Annotated in this window: 21 protein-coding genes; 11 read left to right on the top strand and 10 right to left on the bottom strand. The window is 68.5% G+C overall.

The genetic code is table 11. From position 1 onward, the window contains the following. Nucleotides 1–138 precede the first annotated feature (138 nt). The 3 genes from fabG to ACPYN9_RS16895 all read left to right on the top strand — a co-directional run bounded on the left by fabG (nucleotide 139) and on the right by ACPYN9_RS16895 (nucleotide 1828). A complete protein-coding gene (gene fabG / locus ACPYN9_RS16905; protein WP_424468013.1) occupies nucleotides 139–927 on the top strand; it encodes a 3-oxoacyl-ACP reductase FabG in 789 nt (262 codons plus the stop codon). Nucleotides 928–1005: 78 nt separating this feature from the next. Further along, entirely contained in the window at nucleotides 1006–1263 is a 258-nt protein-coding gene (locus tag ACPYN9_RS16900; protein WP_424468011.1) for a hypothetical protein, read from the top strand. Nucleotides 1264–1441: 178 nt separating this feature from the next. Continuing rightward, the gene (locus tag ACPYN9_RS16895; RefSeq protein ID WP_424468009.1) at nucleotides 1442–1828 is read left to right on the top strand and encodes a hypothetical protein; all 387 of its coding nucleotides are present in this window, start codon (nucleotides 1442–1444) and stop codon (nucleotides 1826–1828) included. A gap of 246 nt (nucleotides 1829–2074) precedes the next feature. Here ACPYN9_RS16895 and ACPYN9_RS16890 read toward each other — a convergent pair whose 3' ends face one another. The 4 genes from ACPYN9_RS16890 to ACPYN9_RS16875 form a co-directional block, all read right to left on the bottom strand. Next, on the bottom strand, nucleotides 2075–3166 hold the full coding sequence (locus tag ACPYN9_RS16890; protein ID WP_424468007.1) for a DUF4870 domain-containing protein: 1092 nt from the start codon (nucleotides 3164–3166) through the stop codon (nucleotides 2075–2077). A 74-nt stretch (nucleotides 3167–3240) separates the two neighbouring features. Next, nucleotides 3241–3504 carry a hypothetical protein gene (locus ACPYN9_RS16885; protein WP_424468005.1) on the bottom strand — a complete coding sequence of 88 codons (264 nt, stop codon included), beginning with the start codon at nucleotides 3502–3504 and terminating at the stop codon, nucleotides 3241–3243. 12 nt (nucleotides 3505–3516) lie between these two features. Then, the gene (locus tag ACPYN9_RS16880) at nucleotides 3517–4866 is read right to left on the bottom strand and encodes a TRAP transporter large permease subunit (protein ID WP_424468003.1); all 1350 of its coding nucleotides are present in this window, start codon (nucleotides 4864–4866) and stop codon (nucleotides 3517–3519) included. A gap of 87 nt (nucleotides 4867–4953) precedes the next feature. Next, the gene (locus tag ACPYN9_RS16875; RefSeq protein WP_424468001.1) at nucleotides 4954–6309 is read right to left on the bottom strand and encodes an NAD(P)-binding domain-containing protein; all 1356 of its coding nucleotides are present in this window, start codon (nucleotides 6307–6309) and stop codon (nucleotides 4954–4956) included. A 164-nt stretch (nucleotides 6310–6473) separates the two neighbouring features. Here ACPYN9_RS16875 and ACPYN9_RS16870 point away from each other — a divergent pair, with 164 nt between their 5' ends. Beyond that, nucleotides 6474–7226, top strand: a complete 753-nt coding sequence (locus tag ACPYN9_RS16870; RefSeq protein ID WP_424467999.1) for an IclR family transcriptional regulator — start codon at nucleotides 6474–6476, stop codon at nucleotides 7224–7226. A 207-nt stretch (nucleotides 7227–7433) separates the two neighbouring features. Here ACPYN9_RS16870 and ACPYN9_RS16865 read toward each other — a convergent pair whose 3' ends face one another. Next, a complete protein-coding gene (locus tag ACPYN9_RS16865; RefSeq protein WP_424467997.1) occupies nucleotides 7434–8495 on the bottom strand; it encodes a hypothetical protein in 1062 nt (353 codons plus the stop codon). A 67-nt stretch (nucleotides 8496–8562) separates the two neighbouring features. Next, the gene (locus ACPYN9_RS16860) at nucleotides 8563–9525 is read right to left on the bottom strand and encodes a squalene cyclase (protein WP_424467995.1); all 963 of its coding nucleotides are present in this window, start codon (nucleotides 9523–9525) and stop codon (nucleotides 8563–8565) included. 169 nt (nucleotides 9526–9694) lie between these two features. On the opposite strand from ACPYN9_RS16860, the gene ACPYN9_RS16855 reads away from it, so the two are divergent. Further along, the gene (locus ACPYN9_RS16855; protein ID WP_424467993.1) at nucleotides 9695–11263 is read left to right on the top strand and encodes an RNB domain-containing ribonuclease; all 1569 of its coding nucleotides are present in this window, start codon (nucleotides 9695–9697) and stop codon (nucleotides 11261–11263) included. A 70-nt stretch (nucleotides 11264–11333) separates the two neighbouring features. Here the strand turns inward: ACPYN9_RS16855 and ACPYN9_RS16850 are convergent, their stop codons facing one another. Beyond that, on the bottom strand, nucleotides 11334–11558 hold the full coding sequence (locus ACPYN9_RS16850) for a hypothetical protein (protein ID WP_068477982.1): 225 nt from the start codon (nucleotides 11556–11558) through the stop codon (nucleotides 11334–11336). Between the two features lie 305 nt (nucleotides 11559–11863). Here ACPYN9_RS16850 and ACPYN9_RS16845 point away from each other — a divergent pair, with 305 nt between their 5' ends. Beyond that, on the top strand, nucleotides 11864–12853 hold the full coding sequence (locus ACPYN9_RS16845) for a Gfo/Idh/MocA family protein (RefSeq protein ID WP_424467991.1): 990 nt from the start codon (nucleotides 11864–11866) through the stop codon (nucleotides 12851–12853). Further along, nucleotides 12850–13875: a lactonase family protein gene (locus tag ACPYN9_RS16840; protein WP_424467989.1), complete on the top strand. Its 1026-nt coding sequence runs from the start codon at nucleotides 12850–12852 to the stop codon at nucleotides 13873–13875. The genes ACPYN9_RS16845 and ACPYN9_RS16840 overlap by 4 nt, the downstream gene beginning before the upstream one ends. Nucleotides 13876–13903: 28 nt before the next feature. Here the strand turns inward: ACPYN9_RS16840 and ACPYN9_RS16835 are convergent, their stop codons facing one another. From ACPYN9_RS16835 to ACPYN9_RS16825, 3 genes are read right to left on the bottom strand one after another with little or no spacing between them, the layout of a single operon-like run. Further along, nucleotides 13904–14734: a PRD domain-containing protein gene (locus ACPYN9_RS16835; protein ID WP_424467987.1), complete on the bottom strand. Its 831-nt coding sequence runs from the start codon at nucleotides 14732–14734 to the stop codon at nucleotides 13904–13906. Between the two features lie 52 nt (nucleotides 14735–14786). Beyond that, nucleotides 14787–16241, bottom strand: coding sequence for a glycoside hydrolase family 1 protein (locus tag ACPYN9_RS16830; protein WP_424467985.1), 1455 nt, complete (start codon nucleotides 16239–16241; stop codon nucleotides 14787–14789). Next, nucleotides 16228–18204 (bottom strand): beta-glucoside-specific PTS transporter subunit IIABC, encoded by a 1977-nt coding sequence (locus ACPYN9_RS16825; RefSeq protein ID WP_424467983.1) that lies wholly within the window; start codon nucleotides 18202–18204, stop codon nucleotides 16228–16230. The genes ACPYN9_RS16830 and ACPYN9_RS16825 overlap by 14 nt, the downstream gene beginning before the upstream one ends. Before the next feature lie 202 nt (nucleotides 18205–18406). Here ACPYN9_RS16825 and ACPYN9_RS16820 point away from each other — a divergent pair, with 202 nt between their 5' ends. From ACPYN9_RS16820 to ACPYN9_RS16805, 4 genes are all read left to right on the top strand, one after another. Next, on the top strand, nucleotides 18407–18925 hold the full coding sequence (locus ACPYN9_RS16820; RefSeq protein WP_424467981.1) for an N-acetyltransferase family protein: 519 nt from the start codon (nucleotides 18407–18409) through the stop codon (nucleotides 18923–18925). Between the two features lie 69 nt (nucleotides 18926–18994). Further along, nucleotides 18995–19198, top strand: a complete 204-nt coding sequence (locus ACPYN9_RS16815) for a hypothetical protein (RefSeq protein ID WP_424467979.1) — start codon at nucleotides 18995–18997, stop codon at nucleotides 19196–19198. Then, a complete protein-coding gene (locus ACPYN9_RS16810) occupies nucleotides 19195–19407 on the top strand; it encodes a DUF2945 domain-containing protein (RefSeq protein ID WP_424467977.1) in 213 nt (70 codons plus the stop codon). The genes ACPYN9_RS16815 and ACPYN9_RS16810 overlap by 4 nt, the downstream gene beginning before the upstream one ends. A 10-nt stretch (nucleotides 19408–19417) precedes the next feature. Continuing rightward, entirely contained in the window at nucleotides 19418–20308 is an 891-nt protein-coding gene (locus ACPYN9_RS16805; protein WP_424467975.1) for a Cof-type HAD-IIB family hydrolase, read from the top strand. The last annotated feature ends 297 nt before the right edge of the window (nucleotides 20309–20605 follow it).

Below are 20605 nucleotides of genomic sequence, written 5' to 3'. Positions count from 1 at the left end.
CAAGCCCTCATCGCCCTCGCGAGACGACGCTGCGACGTTCTCTACGCAATGCTCCGAGACGGCACCATCTACCAACCACCCCTAGCCCTTGCCGCTTGACAAGACCATAGGGACACCCCCCTTCGCGAAAGGCGCCACATGCCAGCCACTGAGCTCTTCGACCTGTCAGATACGCGTGTTGTCGTCACGGGCGGCACCAAGGGCATCGGCTTCGGCATCGCGAGCGTCTTCGCGCAGGCTGGCGCGCGAGTCGCCGTCAGCGGTCGCTCCCGGGAGGGTGTGGATGCGGCCGTCGCGGCGCTCTCGTCGGCTGCGCCCGGCCGAATCGCCGGCTTCACCGTCGACGTCGCCGACCCCGATTCGTGCCGCGCGCTCGCAGCATCCACCATCGAGGCGCTCGACGGCATCGACGTGCTCTGCGCTAACGCGGGCATCTTCCCGCAGGCGGACCTCTCGACGATGACGCCAACCCAGCTCGACGAGGTGCTCGACGTGAACGTGAAGGGCACGGTCTACGCCGTCCAGGCCTGCCTCCCGGCCTTGCAGGCCTCAGGTCGCGGGCGAGTCGTGCTCACCTCATCCATCACCGGGCCCACGACGGGGTTCCCGGGATGGTCCCACTATGGCGCCTCCAAGGCCGCACAGCTTGGCTTCATGCGCACGGCCGCTATCGAGCTCGCGAAGCATGCCATCACGGTCAACGCGGTACTGCCGGGCAACGTCGAGTCGGCTGGACTCGAGGAGATGGGCACCGACTACCTGGCCTCGATGACCAGCGCCGTTCCCCTGCGCCGGCTCGGGCGCGCCGAGGAGATCGGCTACGCCGCGGCCTTTCTTGCCACTCGGGAAGCGGGGTACATCACCGGCCAGTCGATCGTCGTGGATGGCGGGCAGACGCTGCCAGAGTCCCCGGATGCGGTGGGCTGACAGCGGAGACCATATGCCATTTCCCAGGATTAGCTAGCTAACCTAACTATCCGATCACCCCCTGAACCGAGGAACACCATGAGCCTGCTCGAGATCCCCCGCGAGTCGACAACCCAGCCAACCGCAGAGGCGACGCCTCGTCGGCTCCGCTGGTTGTCACCTGCGAACGGACTCTGGGTGGCGATGCGCGAAACTCCCGCGGGCGACGACTTCGCCGGTTTCGTTGAGCTCGTCCAGGGCGAGTTCCGTGCCCACGACGGGCAGGGCACCTTCCTCGGCGCGTTCGCGTCTCGAGAAGCTGGCCTCGACGCCATCGAAGGCGCCCGCCGCGGCTGAACGACGCTGAACCTGGAGGGCCGGCCCCAAAAACCGACCGGCTGGTAAAGTTGGGCGGACCAGACACCAACGACCAGCGACTCCCCCGTCGCCGGCCGTCACGCGCCAGGGCCGAGCCCGCGCGAAGCGGTCCGCCGAGGATGCTGCTGGCCTACCGCGAGATTGGATCCCATCCCGCATGCCTCTCCTCACCATCCTCATCGGTGCCGCCCTCGTCGTGACCGGTGCCGTCGCGTACTTCGTCAGCGACACCAGCAGCCTCACGGCGCTCATCCCGGCCGCCGTCGGCCTGCTGCTCGTCATCGCGGGCCTCATCGCTCGCACCCCGAAGCTCCGCAAGCACGCCATCCACGCCGCTCTCGTCGTCGCTCTGCTCGGCGCGATCGGCTCACTCATGAACGTCGCGCAGCTCGGCGACCTCTTCGCCGGAACAGCGGAGCGCCCCGGCGCCATCATCAGCAGCACCATCATGCTGGTCCTGCTTGTGGCCCTCATCACGGCCGGCGTGCGCTCGTTCATCGCAGCCCGGCGCGGCCGCCAGGCACCCGCAGTCACGCAGAGTTAGCCAACCTCTCGCCGCCCAGGTTCTCGTGGACGCGGCTGAGATCACCATCGGGGTCCGCCAGAAGCACTTGGCGGACCCCGATCCGCGTCGTCACGACCCGCCGCCGGCGGGCCCGTGCGAGCTCGTCGAGCTCGGCTGATGCCTGTCCAACATCCGGAACAAGACAGCACTCTCGGCGACCACCGCATCCGCGACGCCTCGTGCATCCCGGAACTTGGCCAGGCCGCCGACGATCGGCTCGGCGGATCAGCCCTCGAGGTGCCGCCTCGGACCGAAGAACGGCAGCGCAATGGGGCTGAAGACGACACCCCTCGAGGCCTTGACCGTGCCGATGATCGAGAACACGATATGCGTCACGGACACCGCGGCCCAGATCGTGATCGGAATGCCGATCGGGAAGAACGACGACGAGTACTCATCGTCGAACACCATGAGGAACGCGATGTGCAGGGCGATGAGGATGATCGACGAGATCAGATAGGTGAGGCCCCAGTTCGCGGCGTTGGTGCGATTTCGTTCGCCCGCCGGCGTCGCAGGTGAGCGTGCGCGCCCCGTCGCCACCATGACAATGCCCGCCGTGATGGCGCTCACGAACGGGAACGGGATGAGCGCGAGCAATCCAAGGCTCCACTGCACCGCACCGTTCGCGAGCGGCCTCGTCAAGATCACGTGCGGTCCCGGATGCGCCGCGGGCGTCGTGAACCCCGGATGCGCCGCGGGCGTCGTGAACCCCGGCTCGACGGGCGTCGTGAACCCAGGCTCGACGGGCGTCGTGGAGTCAGGCTCGACGGCAGGAGGCTGCTGCGGCGCTCCCGTCGGCGCGAAGAAGAGGTGGTTGGCCCAGGACCCGGACCCCGTGAGCTCGTCAAGCTTGTCGGCCGGCTGGTCGAGCGCGTACCGGATGAGCGAGTCGACTCGCGCCTCGGTGCCGTGCAGCATGCCCTGCGCCTCGGTGAGCATCTCGGGGAATGGGTCATCGTGGTTGGTCACGCCGAGCACGTGGATCTCGGCCACCTCGAGCAGGAAGTACCTGCCGCGCTTTGCCGGATCGCTCAGCGCATGCCGCGCCTCCTCGACCTGCCGCCGCGTCTCCTCGTCGTCCGGGAGCTGCGCGAAGAGCCGTTCGAGATTGGCGATGCCCTGGTCGTAGTCGCCCAGGATCGCGACGGCCGGCGCATCCCAGATGGTTGATGGGACCAGCCGCCCCGACCCCGAGACGAGCAGCTCGTACACGAGCGGCACATCCCACTTCCACTCCGCGAGACCGGAGACGCGCGTGAGCGGAACCCCCTCGCGCGGCACCTCGTCGACCACGTACAGGTAACTGCGATTCGCCATGGCACGAGCCTAACGACCGATGCCCGCACCCCGGGGCGCTGGCAGCGACCGGGGTACGGGCATCGAGAGGGAGCTCAGTCTTCGTCTTCCTCCGCCAGCTCGGCCTTCTTCTCGACCTTGGGAAGGCAGTTGAAGAGGGCGAAGCCGATGAGGCCGACGACGATGGCGGAGATGATCGCCGGGTGGAGGAGCGTCGCCTCGGCGCCCTCGATGAGCCAGGGCTGCACGAAGATGAGCCCGATGATCTGGGCGAAGACGAGCACGAAGGCCAGCAGCAGGAAGACGATCATGCCGATGCCGAAGAGTGGATGCAGGATGCGGTGCAGTGCGTTGCGCATGGGTTCAGACTCCTATCCGCCGGGAACCGGGACGATGCCGAGGGCGATCAGGACGCCGAGCACGAAGAACGGCACGACGTAGTAGATGATGAGCGGCACGAACGTCGACTCGGGTTTGGCGCCCGTGAGACCGCTCGCGACGAAGATGGCGCCGGAGGCCGGCGGGGAGGCGCCCTCGGTGGAGGCGAACACGAGGATCGCGATGACCGCGAGCAACGGGTCGATGCCTGCCGCGATGAGCGTGAACAGCGAGACCTGGCCGACGGCGGTGAGTGTCGCTGTCGACGAGAGCGGTCCGGCGACGAGCACGATGAGGAGCCCGATGAAGGTGACGAGCAGCCACAGGGGAATCTCGATGCCGCTGAGGAGGCTGTCGACGTCTTCCGCGAGACCCAGCTCGGCGAGCACCTCGCTCGCGACGACGGCGAAGAAGAGCAACGCGACGATCGTGTAGAACTTCGGGGCACCGCTGGTGACGAGTTCCCACCAGCCGCGGGGCGAGCGGGGCAGGTCCTTCCAGGCGACGATCGCCGCGAAGAACATGATGAGCACCGGGATCCAGATGATGAGCGAGATCGAGCCCATGGCCTCCGACAGCGCGGGCGACGCCTTGAGCGCATCCGCCAACGGTCCGACGGAGATGGCGATCGGGATGATCGCGCCGAGGAAGATGAGCGTCGACGTTCCACCGCGCTTCATCGCGCTCCGCCACGGGAGGATCTCGGGCCCGGAGGCGGCCTTGATCTTGTCGCGCTTCACGAACCAGCCGATGAGCCCCATTCGGAACACGAACTGGTAGATCCCGGCGACGAGCAGCGCGAGGTACACCTCGCTGGTCGTCACGAGGGTGCCCGCGAAGCCAATCATGATGACCATGGAGGCACTCGGAGGGAGGGCCGTTCCGAGGCCCGCGTTGCCGGCGATGACGGTAGCCGCGCGCGAGCGCTTCCACCCGGTGCGCACCATCCACGGCCCGGTGATGGCGCCGGACGAGGCGGCGTTTCCGGTGTTCGAGCCGCCCGCGACGGCTCCCATGGCACCGGATGCGAGCGTGTCGACGATGGCGGGCCCGCCGGGGAGCTTCCCGAAGAGCGACGACAGGATGGCGATGAGGCGGTCGATGACGCCGGTGCGTTCGACGAAGTGCGTCATGAAGACGAACGCGACGGCGGCGTAGAGGACCTGGTTCTCGGACGCCTCGACCACTGCGGTCACGGCGTACTCGGGGGCGTTGAGCCCGGCGAACGCGAGGGTGACGAGGAAGCCGAGGATCATGGCTTCGGCCATGTTCCGCTTGACGACGACGTTCCAGATGACGATCGTCGCGATGAACGCAACGAGGGCGATCAGTGCGATGGGCATGACCCTCCCTCATGTCGGCGGGGCGGGGGCCCCTGGTGGATGGTGCTCATGGCAGCTCCTTTGCTGTCTATGGTCTGATGCGCCGGGTCAGGCGCGGGAGTTCGCTTCGGCGCGCTGACGCAGGATCTCGGTGCGGCGACGCGCCTCGTCTGCCAGCACGGCTCGTCCGGCTCGAAGCGCCGCCGCGGCACGCTCCGGGGGAAGCACGAGCACGCCGTCTTCGTCGGCGACGACGTAGTCGCCGGTGGAGCAGATCGCTCCACCGAGGGACACGGTCTCGCCGACCCTGCCCGGGCCGGACTTGTAGGGGCCCGCTGGCGAGACGGCGACAGCCCACACGGGCAGTCCGATCTCGGCGATGGCCGACACGTCTCGCACGGCGCCGTCGACGACGATGCCGCGCACGCCCGCGTTCACGGCCCGGTCGGCGATGAGCTCGCCGAGCAGGGCGCGCTCCTCGTGGCCGCCGCCCGCGATGACCAGCACCTCGCCGGGCTGCACGACCTTGAGCGCCTCGTGCAGCGCCTTGTTGTCGCCCGGGTTGACGAGCACGGTGCGAGCCGGTCCCGCGATGGGACCGGAGTTCCAGATCGGCTTGATGCGCGAGTTCGCGAAGCCGAGGCGGTCGCCGCCGTCGCCGAGCGCCGCGGTGGGCACGGTCTCGAGCTCGGCCGCGAACTCGGGCTTCGCAGCGAAGGCCAGGTCGAGGTGCCGGCGGCGCGCCCCCTCGGTGACCGGCCAGTTCCCGGGGAACGCGCTCAGAAGCTCGAGGCTGTCGCCGAGCTCGTGGCTGCGGCGGTCCGCGTGGATGCGCGTGCCCTCGTCGAGCCGGGTGGTGGCCGCTTCGCCGTCGGCCAGCGACTCGACAATTTGCGCGCGCATCCACGCTTCCTCACCTGCCGCCCGACCCGCGTCCATGGCCTCGCTGATGAGCGCGCCGAGGCCCTTCATGTAGATGCTTCGCAGGAGCTTGCGGCCGGATGCGTCGCCGATCGTGTCGCTGACCACGTCGGCCGTGGCGCCTATGGAGCGGAGTACGCCTGCGGCTGCCTCGGCGTCTGGCCCCGAGAGGATGACGCGCACCTGCGCCCCGAACTTCTTCACCGAGCCGATGACGGCACCGTCGACGAACTTCGCCCGCGTGCCGATCTCAGCGGCAACCGCCTGCTTGAGCTGCGGCGACCCGGCGTTCAGGTCGAGATACACGGCGGAGGGCGCGAGGTGCGGGGCCGCGTCGCGAGCGGCACCCGCGGCGTGGGCTGCCGTCGTGAGGCCGAGCACCGCATCCGCTCCCTCGACCGCCTCGGCGATCGAGCTTGCGCTCGCCATGCCGGGGATCTCGACGCTCCGAGGGTCGAAGCCGACGACCTCCCACGAGGCTGCGACGAACGCCTTCGCGTACATGCTTCCGGCTTCACCGAGGCCAAGGACAGCGATTCTCATGAACGACTCCGTTGTCATCAGGCAGAGACTTCTATCACTCTGCGCAAGTTGATTTCGCGTAACGATAGCAGTTGCGCGCGACGACGGCCAGAGTCGACCGCACACGAGCGCCGATTGCGCCCGGTGGTACGTTGAAGAACCAGCTGGCATGGAGGGCACACAGAGTGAGCGTTGAGCGCGTCAATCAAGGCCGAACGCTCGAACGAGCGCTGGACGTCATCGAATGCGTCGAAGCGTCGCGCACCCCGATGAAACTGACGCAGATCTCCAAGGCCACCGGCCTGCACATCACGACCACCCAGCGCATCACGACCACACTGGCGCGACGCGGCTACCTCAGCTCGACCGAGGCCGGGTACACGCTCGGCCCCGTGGTCCTCGCGCACGCGCACGCGTTCATGCTCCAAGACCGCCTCGCCGCCGTCTCGCACCCGGTGCTGCAGAACCTCGCCGAGACCACCGGTTTCACCGCATCCGTCTACGTTCGCTCCGGCTGGTCGCGCATCCTGGTCGCGCGCGTCGAACCGCCAGAGTCGCTGCGCTACCGCTTCCCGATCGGGCAGCGACTCGACCTGGATGTGGGCGGCGGCAAGGTGCTGCTCGCAGCGGTCACGCCTGACGAGCTCGACGAGTTCCTTACGGCATACCAGGGGACCGCCCTCGCTGACGGCCGCCAGCAGACGGCCGAGTCACTGCGCGAAGAGCTCGCCGAAATCGCCGCCACGGGCACCTACGAGAGCCACTCGGAGCGATACCCAGGAACCGCGAGCCTCACGGCGGCCATCACCGACTCCCGCGGCAACGTCATCGGCGCCGTCAACCTCGTGACCACCGAGGAGACCATCACCGACGACGGTCTCGCGAAATTCAGGTCACGCATCATCCAGGCCGCACGCGTCATCGGCGAACAGCTGTAGGCCCGCCTCGCGGCGCGGGGCGCGCGGAGCGCGGGGCGCGGGGCGCGGGGCGGTCTCCGCCCTGCGTGGCCAACTTCCGTGACGGATGCACCGATCGCGGGCGCAAGAGGCGCGGTACCCCCAATCCATCACGGAAGTTGGTCAGCGGTTGATGCCGGCATGCGCGAGGCGACGCCGGTCCACGTGGCCACGATCAGGTGGTGCCCGCTATTTGCCGAAGAGGTCTCCGAGGCCGGGAATGTCGAAGCCGAAGTTGCCGGCCTGCTCGCCGACGTCGCCGAGGAACTGCTCGCCCGCGCCGGTAACCTGCTCGCCGGCACCGGTGAGCTGCTCGCCGAACCCGCCGACCTGCTCCGCGAACCCGCCGACTTGGTCGCCCAGACCGGAGACGGCGTCATCGATGCCCCCGAACTCACCCAGGTCGGCCGTGAGCCCCTCGAAGCCTTCGATGCCGGATGCGGCGATGCCGTCGAAGTCGATGCCGGATGCCATCGCGTCGCCGATCAGGGGCAATGCGACGGAGCTTGCCACGGCTCCGCCAACGACGCCGAGCGCGATGACGCCGAGCGCGCCAGCACCGGCGCCGGCCGCAGCCGCACCGGCCACGCCCATCCCCCGACCGAAGCGGGCAGAGCCCCCGCGGCTCGAGCCCGGCGTGAAGTTCCCGCCGCGAGACCCCGCGATGCGCTTGCCCGCGCCCAGCACCTTGGCCATGAAGCCGGGGCGCTGCACCTCACCGCGCGTCGCCGCGCGAGCAAGGTCATCCGGCGAGCTCGACTGGGGGCGGTCGTACGGGCCGGATTCGGCGCTCAGGCGCTCGCGCACCTGATCACGCTGCTCCGGGGTGAGCCGTTGGAAGGCCTCACGGTGCGCCTGCTCGAGCTGGTCGGGCGCCGCCGTCTTGAGAAGGTAGTCGTACTTCGCGATCGCGGCCCTGTCGGCCGCGGTGCCGGAGCCCGCGCGCGCACCGGGACTCGAGCCGTAGTTCGGAGCGGACGGCGGACGCTGACCCGGGGAGTTCTGGTGACCCGAGTAGCCCTGCTGGCCCGAGTGACTCTGCTGGCTGTACCCCTGCTGGCCGTAGCCCTGCTGCCCGCGCCCTTGCTGGCCGTGCCCCTGCTGCCCGTCGCCGGTCACCTGGTCGGCGACCTTGCGCACCATGTCCTTCCAGTCCCCTGACCCGCTCTTGCCGCCCCGGTTGGTGCCGGAGTTCCCCGAGTTGCCGAGGGCCTTTGAGGCCGCGCCGAGGATCTTGTTGAAGTCAACCATGCGCTTATCGTCACGCATCGTTCTATGGAGAACGTAGGGAACGCATCCGTGTCCGCCGTGAGCGTCGTCAGCGGTCCTGTCCGGCGGAGCGTTCCCACCAGTCGAGCACTCGCGTGGCCTGCAGCGTCACCCACTTCGACGGCTCACCCTTCGGGGCGTCAACGTGCACCCAGACGTCGCCGAGCAGGCGATGGCCTTGCAGCCAGCGCCCATCCGGTTGCCGTTGCGCTCGGATGAGGTCGATGGCCTCGGTCATCCTCGGGTCCGGCCGGGTGCCGTCCGCGAGGCTCGCGGCGCGGAAGTAGTCGGCGGCTGCGAGCACCGAGTACCAGGCTCGTCGCGGGTAGGCGAGGCTCGTGGCGTGCTCGAAGAACGGTTCCCCGGTGGAGCGCCTGCGGAAGAGTGAGCGCTCGAGCAGGTACTCCTCGCCTCGGCGACGGGATGCGCGTACGCGCTCGGCGTCTCCGCTGGCGAGCTGAGCGTCGAGCAGGCCGATGAGCGAGTTGAGGGTCGAGTGGAACGACGATTTGGTCGATCCTTCGACCCACTCACAGTTCCACCCGCCGTCTTCCTGCTGGTGGTCGAGGAACCAGGTGACGATGCCGTCGACGTCAGCGCCCAGCCAGAGGCCGTTGGAGAGCGTCCACGAGTTGATGCAGCAGTCGACCTCGCCGTGCCAGTAGGGCAGGTCGTCGTATTCCCAGGTGACCGTCTCGAGCTTCCGAGCCGTGCCTTCGAGTCGCTTCGCATCGAGGCCCCACTCGCGGAGGTCCTTGAGCACCCACGTCGTGGTGGTCCACGGCTGCGGTTCGTTGTTCTCCCATCCCCAGCCTTTGGGGAAGAAGGGGCCGCCCGCCCAGGTGCCTGCTGGGTCCTGGTGCGAGAGCAGCTTCGCCCCGAAGCCCTCGGTCGCGACGAGCGAGCGAGTTGCTGTCCACTGTGCTTCGGGCGCGCCGAGCAGGTCTCGCTCGACCTGCCATCGCAGCGCAGGGTCGGAGTCCAGTAGCCAGGCCTCGAGCCGTGTATCCATCGGTCGCTCCTCGTTCTCGCACCGACCATAGCCCCGCCGCCGACCGATTTCGAGGGGGTGGATGTGGATGCGCCGCTCGCGGCACGCGCCGGCCGAACGTCGGCGGCACGCGCTACGTTGACGCTATGCAGTCGAGCATCCGCATCCACGCCTTGAGGGCGAGCATCCGATGATCAGGCGCGCCGTGCGGGCCGGAGCGGCCACTGAGGTGCTTGGGCCGTACCTCGAGCGGCTTCGCACCGAGCTTGAGATTCCCGTCGAGTACCCGGCCGATGCGCTCGCCGAGGCGGAGGCGGCGGCCGCGCGCTCGTTCGAGGCAGGCGCCGGCGCGGCCCGAGTCGACCTGCGCGAGCTGCCCTTCGTGACACTCGACCCGGTCGGCTCGCGCGATCTCGACCAGGCGTTCTTCCTGCGACGGGTCGACGGCGCGGACGATGCAGGCCGGGCAGCCGACGCAGACCGGGCAGCCGACGCGGCCAGCGTCGACGCGGCGCCCGGGCGAGGCACCGCAGCCTTCGAGGTCTTCTACGCGATCGCCGATGTGGCCGCTTTCGTCGACCCTGGCGGCGCGCTCGACGCGGAGACGCACCGGCGAGCCCTCACGGTCTACGGCCCCGACGGACGGTTCGGCTTGCACGCTGCCGTGCTGAGCGAGGGGGCGGCGAGCCTGCTGCCCGACGTCGACCGGCCTGCGGTCGTGTGGCGGATGCGCCTCGACGCCTCGGGTGAGCTCCTCGAGAACATCGATGTTCGTCGATCTATAGTCCGCTCGCGCGGGCAGCTCGACTACCCCTCCGTGCAGCGACAGCTCGACGACGGCACCGCCGACGAGCTCATCCGGCTCCTCGCCGAGATCGGCCAGCTTCGCATCGACGCCCAGTTCGCGCGCGGCGGCGCGACGCTCGAGGCGCCCGACCAGGAGATCCAGCCGAGCGACGACGGTGCGCGCTACCGGCTTGTGCTCCGCGAGCCGCTCGCGTGCGAGGAGTTCAACGCGCAGCTGTCGTTGCTCACCGGCATCGCCGCAGCACGGCTGCAACGTCTCGCCGGAGTCGGCATCTGGCGCACCCTCGACCCAGCCCGCGACGAGGACATCGAGCGCCTGCGTCGCGTGGCGTCGTCGCTCGGCTTCGACTGGCCGGCGCACGAGTCGTACGCCGGGTTTGTCCTCACGCTTGACCCGTCACGGCCCGAGTACGCGGCCTTCGCGACCGAGGCGACCCGCCTGTTCCGCGGCGCAGGCTACGTCGCCTTCGGCACGCCAGCCAGCCCCGGAGTGCCGAGCGACGCATCCCACAGCGCCATCGCCGCCGAGTACGCGCACGTCACCGCTCCCCTGCGGCGCCTCGTTGACCGCTACGGCACCGAGATCGCCCTCGCTTTCAGCGCGGGCGAGGCCGTTCCGGCATGGGTCGTGGATGCGCTCGACGCCCTGCCCGGGGAGATGGCCGACGGCGCTCGGCGTGCGAACGCCTACGAACGCGAGACGGTCGACGTGCTCGAGGCGGTGCTGCTGCAACCGCTCATCGGCGAGGAACTCGACGGGATCGTCGTCGAGTCCTCACCGACGGGCAACGCCGAGGAAAACCTGGCGAAGGCGACCGTGCTGCTGCGCGACCCTGCGGTACGAGCGCGGGTCGTCGGCGACGCCGCGTCGCTGGAGCTGGGGGCGAGCGTGCGGGTCTTGGTCAACGCCGCCGACCCGGAGCAACGCACGGTCACGCTTCGCGTCATGTGACCACGGCGCGCGAGTCGTCAGACCGCCCCGTGCGAATCCTGCAGCACCGGCGGCAACAGCTCACCTGGCGTCAGATGGAGGTCCAGGTGAACGAGTAGCCGTTGCCGTTGCGGTGGCACGACTCGGTGATCTTGGTCCACGAGCTGATGTAGGTGCGCTGCACGGCCTGGCAGTCGGCGAGCGAGCCGCCGGTCCAGTACATCTGCTCGGTGCCTGCGTTGGCGATCGCGGGTGCGGAGACGGCGATGCCGACGGCGAAGAGGGCGGCGGTGATGCTTGAGGCGATTCGACGCATGAGAACTCCTTCGACAGGCCCGGCTGGTCCGGGATGTCGGCGAGCGTAGCGCCGCGATTTGGGGCCCTCGCGTGGGGGCTGCGTCAGGCGAGGGCAGGGGAGAACTCCCCTGCCCGGACTGGCGGGCATCGCGGCGAGGTCCTGGGATTCGCCTCCAGAAACGCGACCCCACTCGCAGGCAGAAGTGATAAAGAACCCGGGCGGCCACCGCGGAGCCCCTGCCCGCGCGACCCGGAATAAGATCGACGGGTGCATCTCACGCCCTCCCCCACGCTCGCTGCCGCCACTACATCCGGGGCGCTCCGATGAGGCTGGCCGTCATCGGCGCGGGCCAGATCGTCGCCGACTTCCTGCCCCACGCATCCGCCGTCCCCGGCCTCGAGCTGGCCGCGATCTCCGGCCGGCCCGCGCGCATCCAGCACCTCGAGGCGCTGCAGAAGCAGTTCGGCATCGAGCGCGTCTACACCGATCTCGACGACTGCCTCGCCGACGCCAGCGTCGACACCGTCTGGGTCGCGCTCCCAAACTCGCTGCACTACGAGGCCTCACGCAAGGCGCTCGAAGCCGGCAAGCACGTGATCTGCGAGAAGCCGTTTGTGCTCGAAGCGAGTGAGCTCGAGGAACTTCGGGAACTCGCCACGGCGCGCGAGCTGATCCTCGTCGAGGCGATCACCACGCAGTACCTCGCGAACTACCGGTGGATCACAGAGCACCTCGACCTCGTCGGCAACGTCAAGCTCATACAGTCCGACTACTCGCAGTACTCCTCCCGGTACGACGCCTTCCGCGAGGGCACCGTGCTGCCCGCCTTCGACCCTGCGCAGGGCGGCGGCGCGCTTATGGACCTCGGCATCTACGCCATCCACTTCGTCGTCGGGCTGCTCGGCCGGCCACACGCCGTCAGCTACACGCCGAACCTGCAGCGCGGCGTCGACACGTCAGGCGTCCTGGTGCTCGACTACGGCGAGACGACCGCCGTGTGCGTGTGCGCGAAGGACTCGGATGGGCCCATCCGCAGCAAGATCCAGGGCGAAGACGGCTGGATCGTCGTGGACGGCTCCCCGAACGTCATGGCCTCGGTCGAATACGCGACCAGGGGCAGCGCGCCCGAACGGGTGGACCTCACCGAGCACCCGCACCGAATGATCGAGGAGTTCCTCGAGTTCGAGCGCATCATCCGCGAGCACGACACCGCCGAACGCGACCGCCGCCTCGACCACAGCGCCGACGTGCTGTCGGTGGTCACCGCCGCCCGCGCGGCAACAGCATCCGCTACCCAGAAGGAGACCGCATGACCGCCAACCTCGTCCTCGTCGCGAACGCCGGCGAGGGATCCATCTCCGTGTTCCGCTTCGACGGTGCGGCCCTCGAGCGGCTCTCGGTGGCGGTTGGCCTCACCGGATGCTCCAACTTCGTCGTCGACGCCGCTCGCGACCTCGTGTACGCGGCCGTGAAGGGAAGCCCGGCCGGGATCGTGACCCTGCGCCTCGACCGCGAGTCGGGTGAGCTGACCAAGGTCTCGCGCCGCGACACTCCTCGCGGCGGCCTCAACTACGTGGCCCTCACGCGGGACGGCAGCGCACTGCTCGGCGCGGCCTACTCCGCGAGCTACGGCCTCGTCGCGCCCATCGCCGACGGAGAGGTGGGCGAGCCGACAAGCATCGTCGAGCACCTGCACCTGCACTCGGTCGCGCCGAGCAGCGACGGCCGCTTCGCCTACTTCGTCTCGCTCGGCGACGACCTCGTCGGGCAGTACGCGATCACCGACGACCTGAAGCTCGAGGCACTCGAGCCGGTCGGCGCATCCGCCCCAGCAGGCAGCGGTCCGCGCCACATCGTGCTCAACCGCGCCGAGACCTTCGCCTACGTGATCACCGAGTTCAGCGGCGAAGTGTTGCGCTTCGAGCGCGACCCCGAGAATGGCACACTGTCGCTCACCGACACGGCCAGCTACGCGGATGCGCTACAGGGGCTGCAGCGTGGCGTGCTCGGCGGCAACCCCCTCGAGCCGCGGTCGATCTGGGGTGCCGACGTGCACTGGGGCGCCGACGAGCAGTTCCTCTGGACCTCCGAACGCACGACGAGCACGCTCGCGCCGCTCGCCGTGAACGACGACGGCTCGCTCGCCGACGCCGCAGCGTTCACCGTCACCCAACAGCATCCGCGTGGCTTCGGATTGAGCCCGGATGGCCGGCACCTCGTCGCAGCGGGCGAGGGCGCGACGCAGGTCTCGCTCTACGAAGTTCGCGGCGATCACCTGACCGAGCTGCAGCAGGTCGAGACGGGCGCGGGCGCGAACTGGGTGCGCTGGGTGTGACGCTCGGCCCGAGCGTCGGCGGCGCGGGTCAGTCGTTCGAGACCCGGGCGATGTGGAGCGCCAGGAAGGCGATCTCCTCGTTCGGGAGCTCCTGTTCGTACTCCTGACGCACAAACACGCGCACGCGCTCGGCCGCCGAGATCGCAGCCGGGTACCGTTCGCTGAGGCTGTTGAAGAGGAAGTCGTCGTCGCTCGTCGCGAGTTTTCCGTCGAAGAACCTTCGCGCGAAGTACTGCAGATGCGCCACGAACCGCGCCCCGTGCAGCTCGTTGTTGTGCAGCTGACGGCCTGTCGAGTGCGTCACGACGGTGGCGACCTGGCTGACGAGCTGCACAATGCGCATCGAATCCACGCCAGTGTTTCCCGTGTCCGCATTGACGAGGTGGAAGGCGATGTTCGCCGCCTCCTGCTCCGGCAGCTCGACACCCGTGCGGGCCTTGAGCATCGCCACCGCCGCGACGCCGATGGCGTACTGCTTCGGGTAGATGGTCCGCACTTCCCAAGCGAGCCGGTTGACCGTCGCCAGCCCCTTGCGGTGCCGCTCCACGGCGAAGTGGAGGTGATCCGTGAGCGCAAGATAGATGTGCGGGTCGAGCTCGAGCCCCTCGCCCTCGGCGCGCGCCACGATGGCGCGAGTGAGCTCGATGTACTCGCCCGGGATCTGCGTCAGCAGGTCCTCGAGGTTGCGCTGGTCCCCCTTCGGGAGCGAGACGAACACCTGGTTGGCGCCGTCAGGAACCACCTCTTCGCCCGCCTTGCGGCCGTAGCCGATGCCCTTGCCGAGCACCACGAACTCGGTGCCGTGCTCGTCAACGGCGAGCACGACACTCGAGTTCAGGACTTTTCTGATTGTCTGCATTGCTGTGTCTCCGTCGACACTGCCTGCGCGATGCCCTGCGGCGGCGCGAGGCTCAGGACAGATCTGCTCCGTTCGACGCGATGACCTTCTGGTACCAGAAGAACGAGTCCTTGCGGCGCCGCTCCATTGTTCCACGCCCCAGATCGTCCATATCGACATGGATGAAGCCGTAGCGCTTCGTGATCTGCGAGGTGGATGCGCTGATGCTGTCGATGGGCGCCCAGCTCGTGTACCCGAGCAGGTCAACACCTTCATCCACCGCGCGGATCATCTCCTCGAAGTGCGCGCGGAAGTAGTCGATTCGGTACGGGTCATGGATCGCCCCGTCGGCGTCGACCTCGTCGCGCATCCCGAGTCCGTTCTCGACGATGAACAGCGGCTTCTCGTAACGGTCGTAGAGCTCGATCAGCGAGATGCGAAGCCCCACCGGGTCGATCTGCCAGCCCCATTCGCTCGAGGCGAGGAACGGGTTCTTCACGCCGAGGATCGTGTTGCCTGGGGTTCGCTCCGCTTCTGGGTTCACGGACTCGGTGAGCGACATGTAGTAGCTGAACGAGATGAAGTCGGCCGGGTGCTCACGCAGCAGCTCGATGTCCCCCTCCTCGAACGGAATCTCGACGCCACGCCGTTCGAGCGCCTTGAGCGCGAGGCGCGGGTAGGCGCCACCGGCCTGCACGTCGGTGCAGAGGAACAGCATCCGCTCCTTCTCCTGCGTCGCAGCGACGTCGTCGGGGTGGCACGTGTTCGGGTAGGTGGTCAGCATCGTGAGCATGCAGCCCATCTGCGAGTCGGGGTACAGCTCGTGCAGGAGCTGCGTGGCCCGCGCGCCGGCCACAAACTGGTGGTGCAGGGCCGCGTAGCAGGCCTGCTCGACGCTGCCCTCGACGGTCTCCTCGATGATGCCGCCCGACGTGAACGGGTGACGGATGATGCCGTCGATCTCGTTGAAGCTCAGCCACTTCGTGACGAGGTGCCCGAAGCGCTCGAAGCAGGTGCGCACGAAACGCTCGAAGAGGGGAAGGATGCTGCGGTCGGCCCAGGCGTTGTTCTTCAGCGCGAGGTGCAGCGGCGGGTCGTAGTGCGCGAGCGTGACCAGCGGCTCAATGCCGAGACGGCGCATCTCGGTAAAGAAGTCGACGTAGTGCTGGACGCCCTCTTCGTTGGGTTCGAGTTCCTCCCCGGTCGGGTAGAGGCGGGTCCACGCGATGGAGACGCGCAGCACCTTGAATCCCATCTCCGCGAAGAGCGCCAGATCCTCCGGGTAGCGGTGGTAGAAGTCGATGCCGCGGCGCTTCGGGTAGTAGGTGAGCTCGTCTGGGTCGGCCATCGCGGCCTGGATGCTCTCGAGCGTATTGACGTGGTGAACCGCGTACTGCTTCGGGTCGGCCTTGGGCTTGTACGTGTTGACGTCGGTGACCGCGGGGCCACGGCCGCCGTCCTTCCATGCGCCTTCGACCTGGTTGGCGGCGAGCGCGCCGCCCCAGAGGAATCCATCAGGCAGTGCCATTGGCAAGCTCCTTCTCTTCGTTGGTCTTCGTGGCGGCGATGCTCGCGAGCGGGTCGCCGATCGTGGTGGAGCCCGAGGCGAGAACGGTGACGGGGAACTGCGCCGAGTTCACGACGACGACGGGGGTCGTCGTGTCGCAGCCTGCTGCCCGAATCGCCTCGAGGTCGGCTTCGAGTACCAGCTGCCCCTGCTCGACACGGTCGCCCTGGGCGACGTGGACGATGAACGGGGCGCCGTCGAGCTTCACCGTGTCGAGGCCGACGTGCACGAGCACCTCGACGCCGTCGTCGGACGTGACGCCGATGGCGTGGTGGGAGTCCATGAGCGACGTGACGGTTCCTGCGATGGGTGCGCGCACCGCACCGGATGCGGGCTCGATCGCGACCCCGTGGCCGAGCACACCGCCCGAGAACACGGGATCTGAGACGTCTGCCAGTGGAACGATCGTGCCCGTCATCGGAGCGATCACGGTCGACGCGCCAGGCTCGGAGGCCGAGCGGGTTCCCTGAGCCGGCCGCGACGCATCCGCTGCATCCGCTGCGATTACGGCGTCCGCGGGCTCGTCACGCAGCGACGGCGAGGTCGAGTCCTTCCACGTGATCGCCGAGATGAGGAACGCCACCGCGATGCCGATGAGGGCGCCGATGGCCGCGTGGACGATGTTCATGGGGTGCACCGCGTCGACGAACATGGTGAAGCTCGCGAGGCCCGGTCCGACGAGGGCGAACGCTGAGACCACGGTCAGCCCCAGGTAGGCGCCGCTCGCGAACGCTCCAGACATGACGGCGACGAGCACCTTGCGGTTCTGCAGCGTGACACCGTAGATCGCGGGCTCGGTGATGCCGAAGAGCGCCGAGATACCCGCCGAGACCGCCGTGGCGCGGAGGCGCGTGCTTTTCGTGCGCAGCGCGACGGCGAACATCGCGCCGGCCTCAGCCATGTTGTGGCCAAGGGATGCGACAAGGTAGAACGTGTCCTTACCGGTCTGCGCCATGGTCGCGATCGTCGGCGGGATGAACGCCTTGTGCATGCCGACGGAGATCACGAGCGGGAGAAGCGCGGCGAGGATGGCGACCGCGATCCAGCCGAGCGTGTTGTAGAGGCCGATCATGGCGCCCGTGAGGATCGAGCCGAGCCAGAAGCCGACGGGGCCGAGGACCAGGATCAGCATCGGTGCCACGATCAGGTAGCACATGAACGGCACGAAGAAGACGCGGATGGGGCCAGGCGAGACTCGGTTGAAGAACCGCTCAAGCGGCCAGAGCAGCAGCACCGCGAGGATCGACGGGAACACCTGCGAGTTGTAGTTGACCGCCTGGACGGGGATGCCGAAGAGGGAGACGCCGCCATCCTGGTTGATGAGGGTCGTGAAGTTGGCGAACAGCAGGATCGCGACGACGCCGAGCGCAAGCGGACGGTTGACGTTCAGCTTCTTGGCGGTCGTGTAGGCGACCAGCAGCGGCAGGAACGCGAAGACCGCGTCCGGGATCGCAGAGAGGAGCAGGTACGACTCCGACTCGACCGACAGCCAGCCCAGCGCGCCCGCTCCGACAAGCAGCGACTTCAGGATGCCCGCGCCGGCGATGGCCGGCACGAGCGGCGAGAAGACGCTCACGATGAAGTCCATGAGCACGCCGCCGGCGCGCTTCCACGAGAACGGGCGCTTCGTCTGGCCCGCGCCCTGCGCATCCGCCCCCTGCGCATCCACCCCCGAAGCGCCGCGACGCTCGCGCTCGATGGCGTTGAAGATCGGCACGACATCGCTGCCGATCACGACCTGCGTCTGCGCGCCGCTGCGCACCGCGCCGAGGACGCCCGGGAGCTCCTTCAGCGCGGCGAGGTCGGCGCGGCTGTCGTCGGCGAGCGTGAAGCGGAGTCTCGTGCTGCAATGCGTGAGACCGCTGATGTTCTCGGTGCCGCCGACGCCGGCGAGGATCGCTTGCGCGTCATCCTGTCGAGTCATGGTGGGTCCTCCTTTGGATCCGGGGGTGGGGAAGTGCGTAGACGCCTGCCCGGAAAAACGGCACAAAAAAAGGACCCGATCGCCGTCACGTATGTGAAGCGTTCGGATCCTGCCTGCTTGACCAGTTACATGTCCTGCCGGGAAGCTACCACACGATTCCGGGAGCCCACGAATCCGGTCAGCGGGCTGTTAGCGTCGTGCCGTGAACGCCCCGATCATCCGCCCCGCCTCCCCCGCCGACGTCCCGCAGATCCTCGACCTCATCCACGGCCTCGCCGTCTACGAGCGCGAGCCGGGCGCGGTGAAGACCACCGAGGAGCAGCTGCACCGGAACTTCTTCGGCGAAAACCCGGCCGTGTTCGCGACCGTCGCTGAGGCGCCGCGCGGCTCTGCTGGCGGTGCCGTCGTCGCCGGCGGCGCCCCGCGCCTCGAGGGCATGGCGCTGTGGTTCCTCAGCTACTCGACGTGGGAGGGCGAGCACGGCATCTGGCTGGAAGACCTGTACGTGCGAGAGGATGCGCGCGGCGGCGGCGTCGGTACCGCCCTGCTCAGGTCGCTCGCCCAGGAATGCGTCGCGAGAGGCTACCGGCGCCTCGAGTGGTCGGTGCTCAAGTGGAACAAGCCGTCGATCGGCTTCTACGAGAGCCTCGGCGCGTACGCGATGGACGAATGGGACACGTTCCGGCTCACCGGCGAGCCACTGCAGACGCTCGGCCGCTGAGGAGAATCTCGGCCAGCCACGCCGCGGCACATCCACTCACCGCCCAGCCCAACCCGGCATGCTTCGCACATGGAGAAGCTGCTGCTGAACACCTACATGTGGGTTGCAATCGCCTTCTTCGTCGTCGCGCTCATGGACTTCGGGAACGACGGCAGCGTCTGGATCGTCTGGTTCATCCTCGGCTTGGTCTTCGCGATCATCGCCTACAGGAGGCCCAGGACGAACCCGGAACCCAACTCGCAGAACACCACCGACGACGGAGAGACACCGTGAGCACAGACCTCAGTAAGGGCGACCGGGTGAGCTGGAACACCTCGCAGGGCCGCACGCAGGGCGAGATCGTCGAGAAGAAGACGAAGGACTTCCAGTTCGACGGGCAGAAGTTCACCGCCTCAGACGACGAGCCTGCCTACATCATCGAGTCGGAGAAGACTGGGGCCAAGGCCGCACACAAGGGATCCGCGCTCCGCAAGCTCTCGTAGGCTGGACGGCATGGCAGACACCGCGCTCGAAACCGCCGACCGCCACTACGAGACCTCGCTGGACGGCAACGACGTCCGCCTCGTCGTCGCCGACATGGACGGCACGCTGCTGCTCGACGACCACACCGTGCCCGACGAGTTCTGGCCGTTGCTGCAGCGGATGCGCGAGGCCGGCGTCGAGTTCACCCCGGCGAGCGGGCGCCAGTACGCGACCCTCGCGAAGCTCTTCGAGCGCGACTCTGCGGGCATGTCGTTCATCGCCGAGAACGGGACCTTCGTGGTGCGCGACGGCAAGGAAGTCAGCTCGCTGACGCTCGATGACGCGTTCATTCGGAAGGCCATCGCGCTGCTGCGTGGCCTCATCGATGCCGGCCACGACCTTGGCGTCGTGCTGTGCGGCAAGAAGTCGGCATACATCGAGCGCGGCGATGACGTCTTCATCGCCGAGGCCCGCAACTACTACGAGGCGCTCACGGTCGTCGACGACATGCTCGACACCGACGACGAGTACGTGAAGATCGCCGTCTACGACTTCGCCGAGGTCGAAACCGGGGCCGCGGCTGAGGTCGACGAGCTGCGCGAGTCCCACCGGGTCGTCGTCTCCGGCCACCACTGGATGGACATCATGCCGCCCGAAGCCAACAAGGGCCTCGCCGTGCGCCAGCTGCAGGAGCGTCTCGGCGTCACCGCTGCCCAGACCGCGGTCTTCGGCGACTTCTTCAACGACGTCGAGATGTTCGCCGAGGCCGAGCGTTCCTACGCGATGGCGGGCGCGCATCCAGAAGTCAAGGAGATCGCCAGGTACCTCGCGCCGTCCAACCAGGAGCAGGGCGTCGTCACCGTCGTGAGCGCGCTGCTCGACGCGCGGGCGCCACTGGGCGCCGCGCACGTTCGACTCTGATGGGTTCCTCCAACCGGTGATGGGTTCCGCCGGACCCGCGTGATGGGTTTCGCCAACCGGTGATGGGAATTTGCCCATCACCAGTCGCCGAAACCCATCAAACTCACCGACGGAAACCAAACCAGCGCGACGGACAGTCGAGCGACGAGCGCAGCCCCAAACAGTTGTGGGGGGGGGGGGGGGGGGGGGGGGGGGGGGCGGGGGGGGGCGCGGGGGGGGCCGGGGGGGGGGGGGGGGCGGCGCCCGCGGCGCCCCCCCCCCCCCCCCCCCCCCCCCCCCCCCCCGCCCCCCCCCCCC

The sequence above is a fragment of the Pseudoclavibacter helvolus genome, assembly GCF_049707175.1.
GTDB lineage: Bacteria > Actinomycetota > Actinomycetes > Actinomycetales > Microbacteriaceae > Pseudoclavibacter > Pseudoclavibacter helvolus_A.
Note: the sequence above shows the minus strand (reverse complement) of the source record. Positions and strands in the feature narration are given on the sequence as shown.

Excerpts from the sequence above, each read along its gene's own strand:
- fabG (WP_424468013.1), top strand. The coding sequence starts at position 139 with ATGCCAGCCACTGAGCTCTTCGACCTGTCAGATACGCGTGTTGTCGTC.
- ACPYN9_RS16900 (WP_424468011.1), top strand. The coding sequence starts at position 1,006 with ATGAGCCTGCTCGAGATCCCCCGCGAGTCGACAACCCAGCCAACCGCA.
- ACPYN9_RS16895 (WP_424468009.1), top strand. The coding sequence starts at position 1,442 with ATGCCTCTCCTCACCATCCTCATCGGTGCCGCCCTCGTCGTGACCGGT.
- ACPYN9_RS16890 (WP_424468007.1), bottom strand. The coding sequence starts at position 3,166 with ATGGCGAATCGCAGTTACCTGTACGTGGTCGACGAGGTGCCGCGCGAG.
- ACPYN9_RS16885 (WP_424468005.1), bottom strand. The coding sequence starts at position 3,504 with ATGCGCAACGCACTGCACCGCATCCTGCATCCACTCTTCGGCATCGGC.
- ACPYN9_RS16880 (WP_424468003.1), bottom strand. The coding sequence starts at position 4,866 with ATGCCCATCGCACTGATCGCCCTCGTTGCGTTCATCGCGACGATCGTC.
- ACPYN9_RS16875 (WP_424468001.1), bottom strand. The coding sequence starts at position 6,309 with ATGAGAATCGCTGTCCTTGGCCTCGGTGAAGCCGGAAGCATGTACGCG.
- ACPYN9_RS16865 (WP_424467997.1), bottom strand. The coding sequence starts at position 8,495 with ATGGTTGACTTCAACAAGATCCTCGGCGCGGCCTCAAAGGCCCTCGGC.
- ACPYN9_RS16860 (WP_424467995.1), bottom strand. The coding sequence starts at position 9,525 with ATGGATACACGGCTCGAGGCCTGGCTACTGGACTCCGACCCTGCGCTG.
- ACPYN9_RS16855 (WP_424467993.1), top strand. The coding sequence starts at position 9,695 with ATGATCAGGCGCGCCGTGCGGGCCGGAGCGGCCACTGAGGTGCTTGGG.
- ACPYN9_RS16850 (WP_068477982.1), bottom strand. The coding sequence starts at position 11,558 with ATGCGTCGAATCGCCTCAAGCATCACCGCCGCCCTCTTCGCCGTCGGC.
- ACPYN9_RS16845 (WP_424467991.1), top strand. The coding sequence starts at position 11,864 with ATGAGGCTGGCCGTCATCGGCGCGGGCCAGATCGTCGCCGACTTCCTG.
- ACPYN9_RS16840 (WP_424467989.1), top strand. The coding sequence starts at position 12,850 with ATGACCGCCAACCTCGTCCTCGTCGCGAACGCCGGCGAGGGATCCATC.
- ACPYN9_RS16835 (WP_424467987.1), bottom strand. The coding sequence starts at position 14,734 with ATGCAGACAATCAGAAAAGTCCTGAACTCGAGTGTCGTGCTCGCCGTT.
- ACPYN9_RS16830 (WP_424467985.1), bottom strand. The coding sequence starts at position 16,241 with ATGGCACTGCCTGATGGATTCCTCTGGGGCGGCGCGCTCGCCGCCAAC.
- ACPYN9_RS16825 (WP_424467983.1), bottom strand. The coding sequence starts at position 18,204 with ATGACTCGACAGGATGACGCGCAAGCGATCCTCGCCGGCGTCGGCGGC.
- ACPYN9_RS16815 (WP_424467979.1), top strand. The coding sequence starts at position 18,995 with ATGGAGAAGCTGCTGCTGAACACCTACATGTGGGTTGCAATCGCCTTC.
- ACPYN9_RS16805 (WP_424467975.1), top strand. The coding sequence starts at position 19,418 with ATGGCAGACACCGCGCTCGAAACCGCCGACCGCCACTACGAGACCTCG.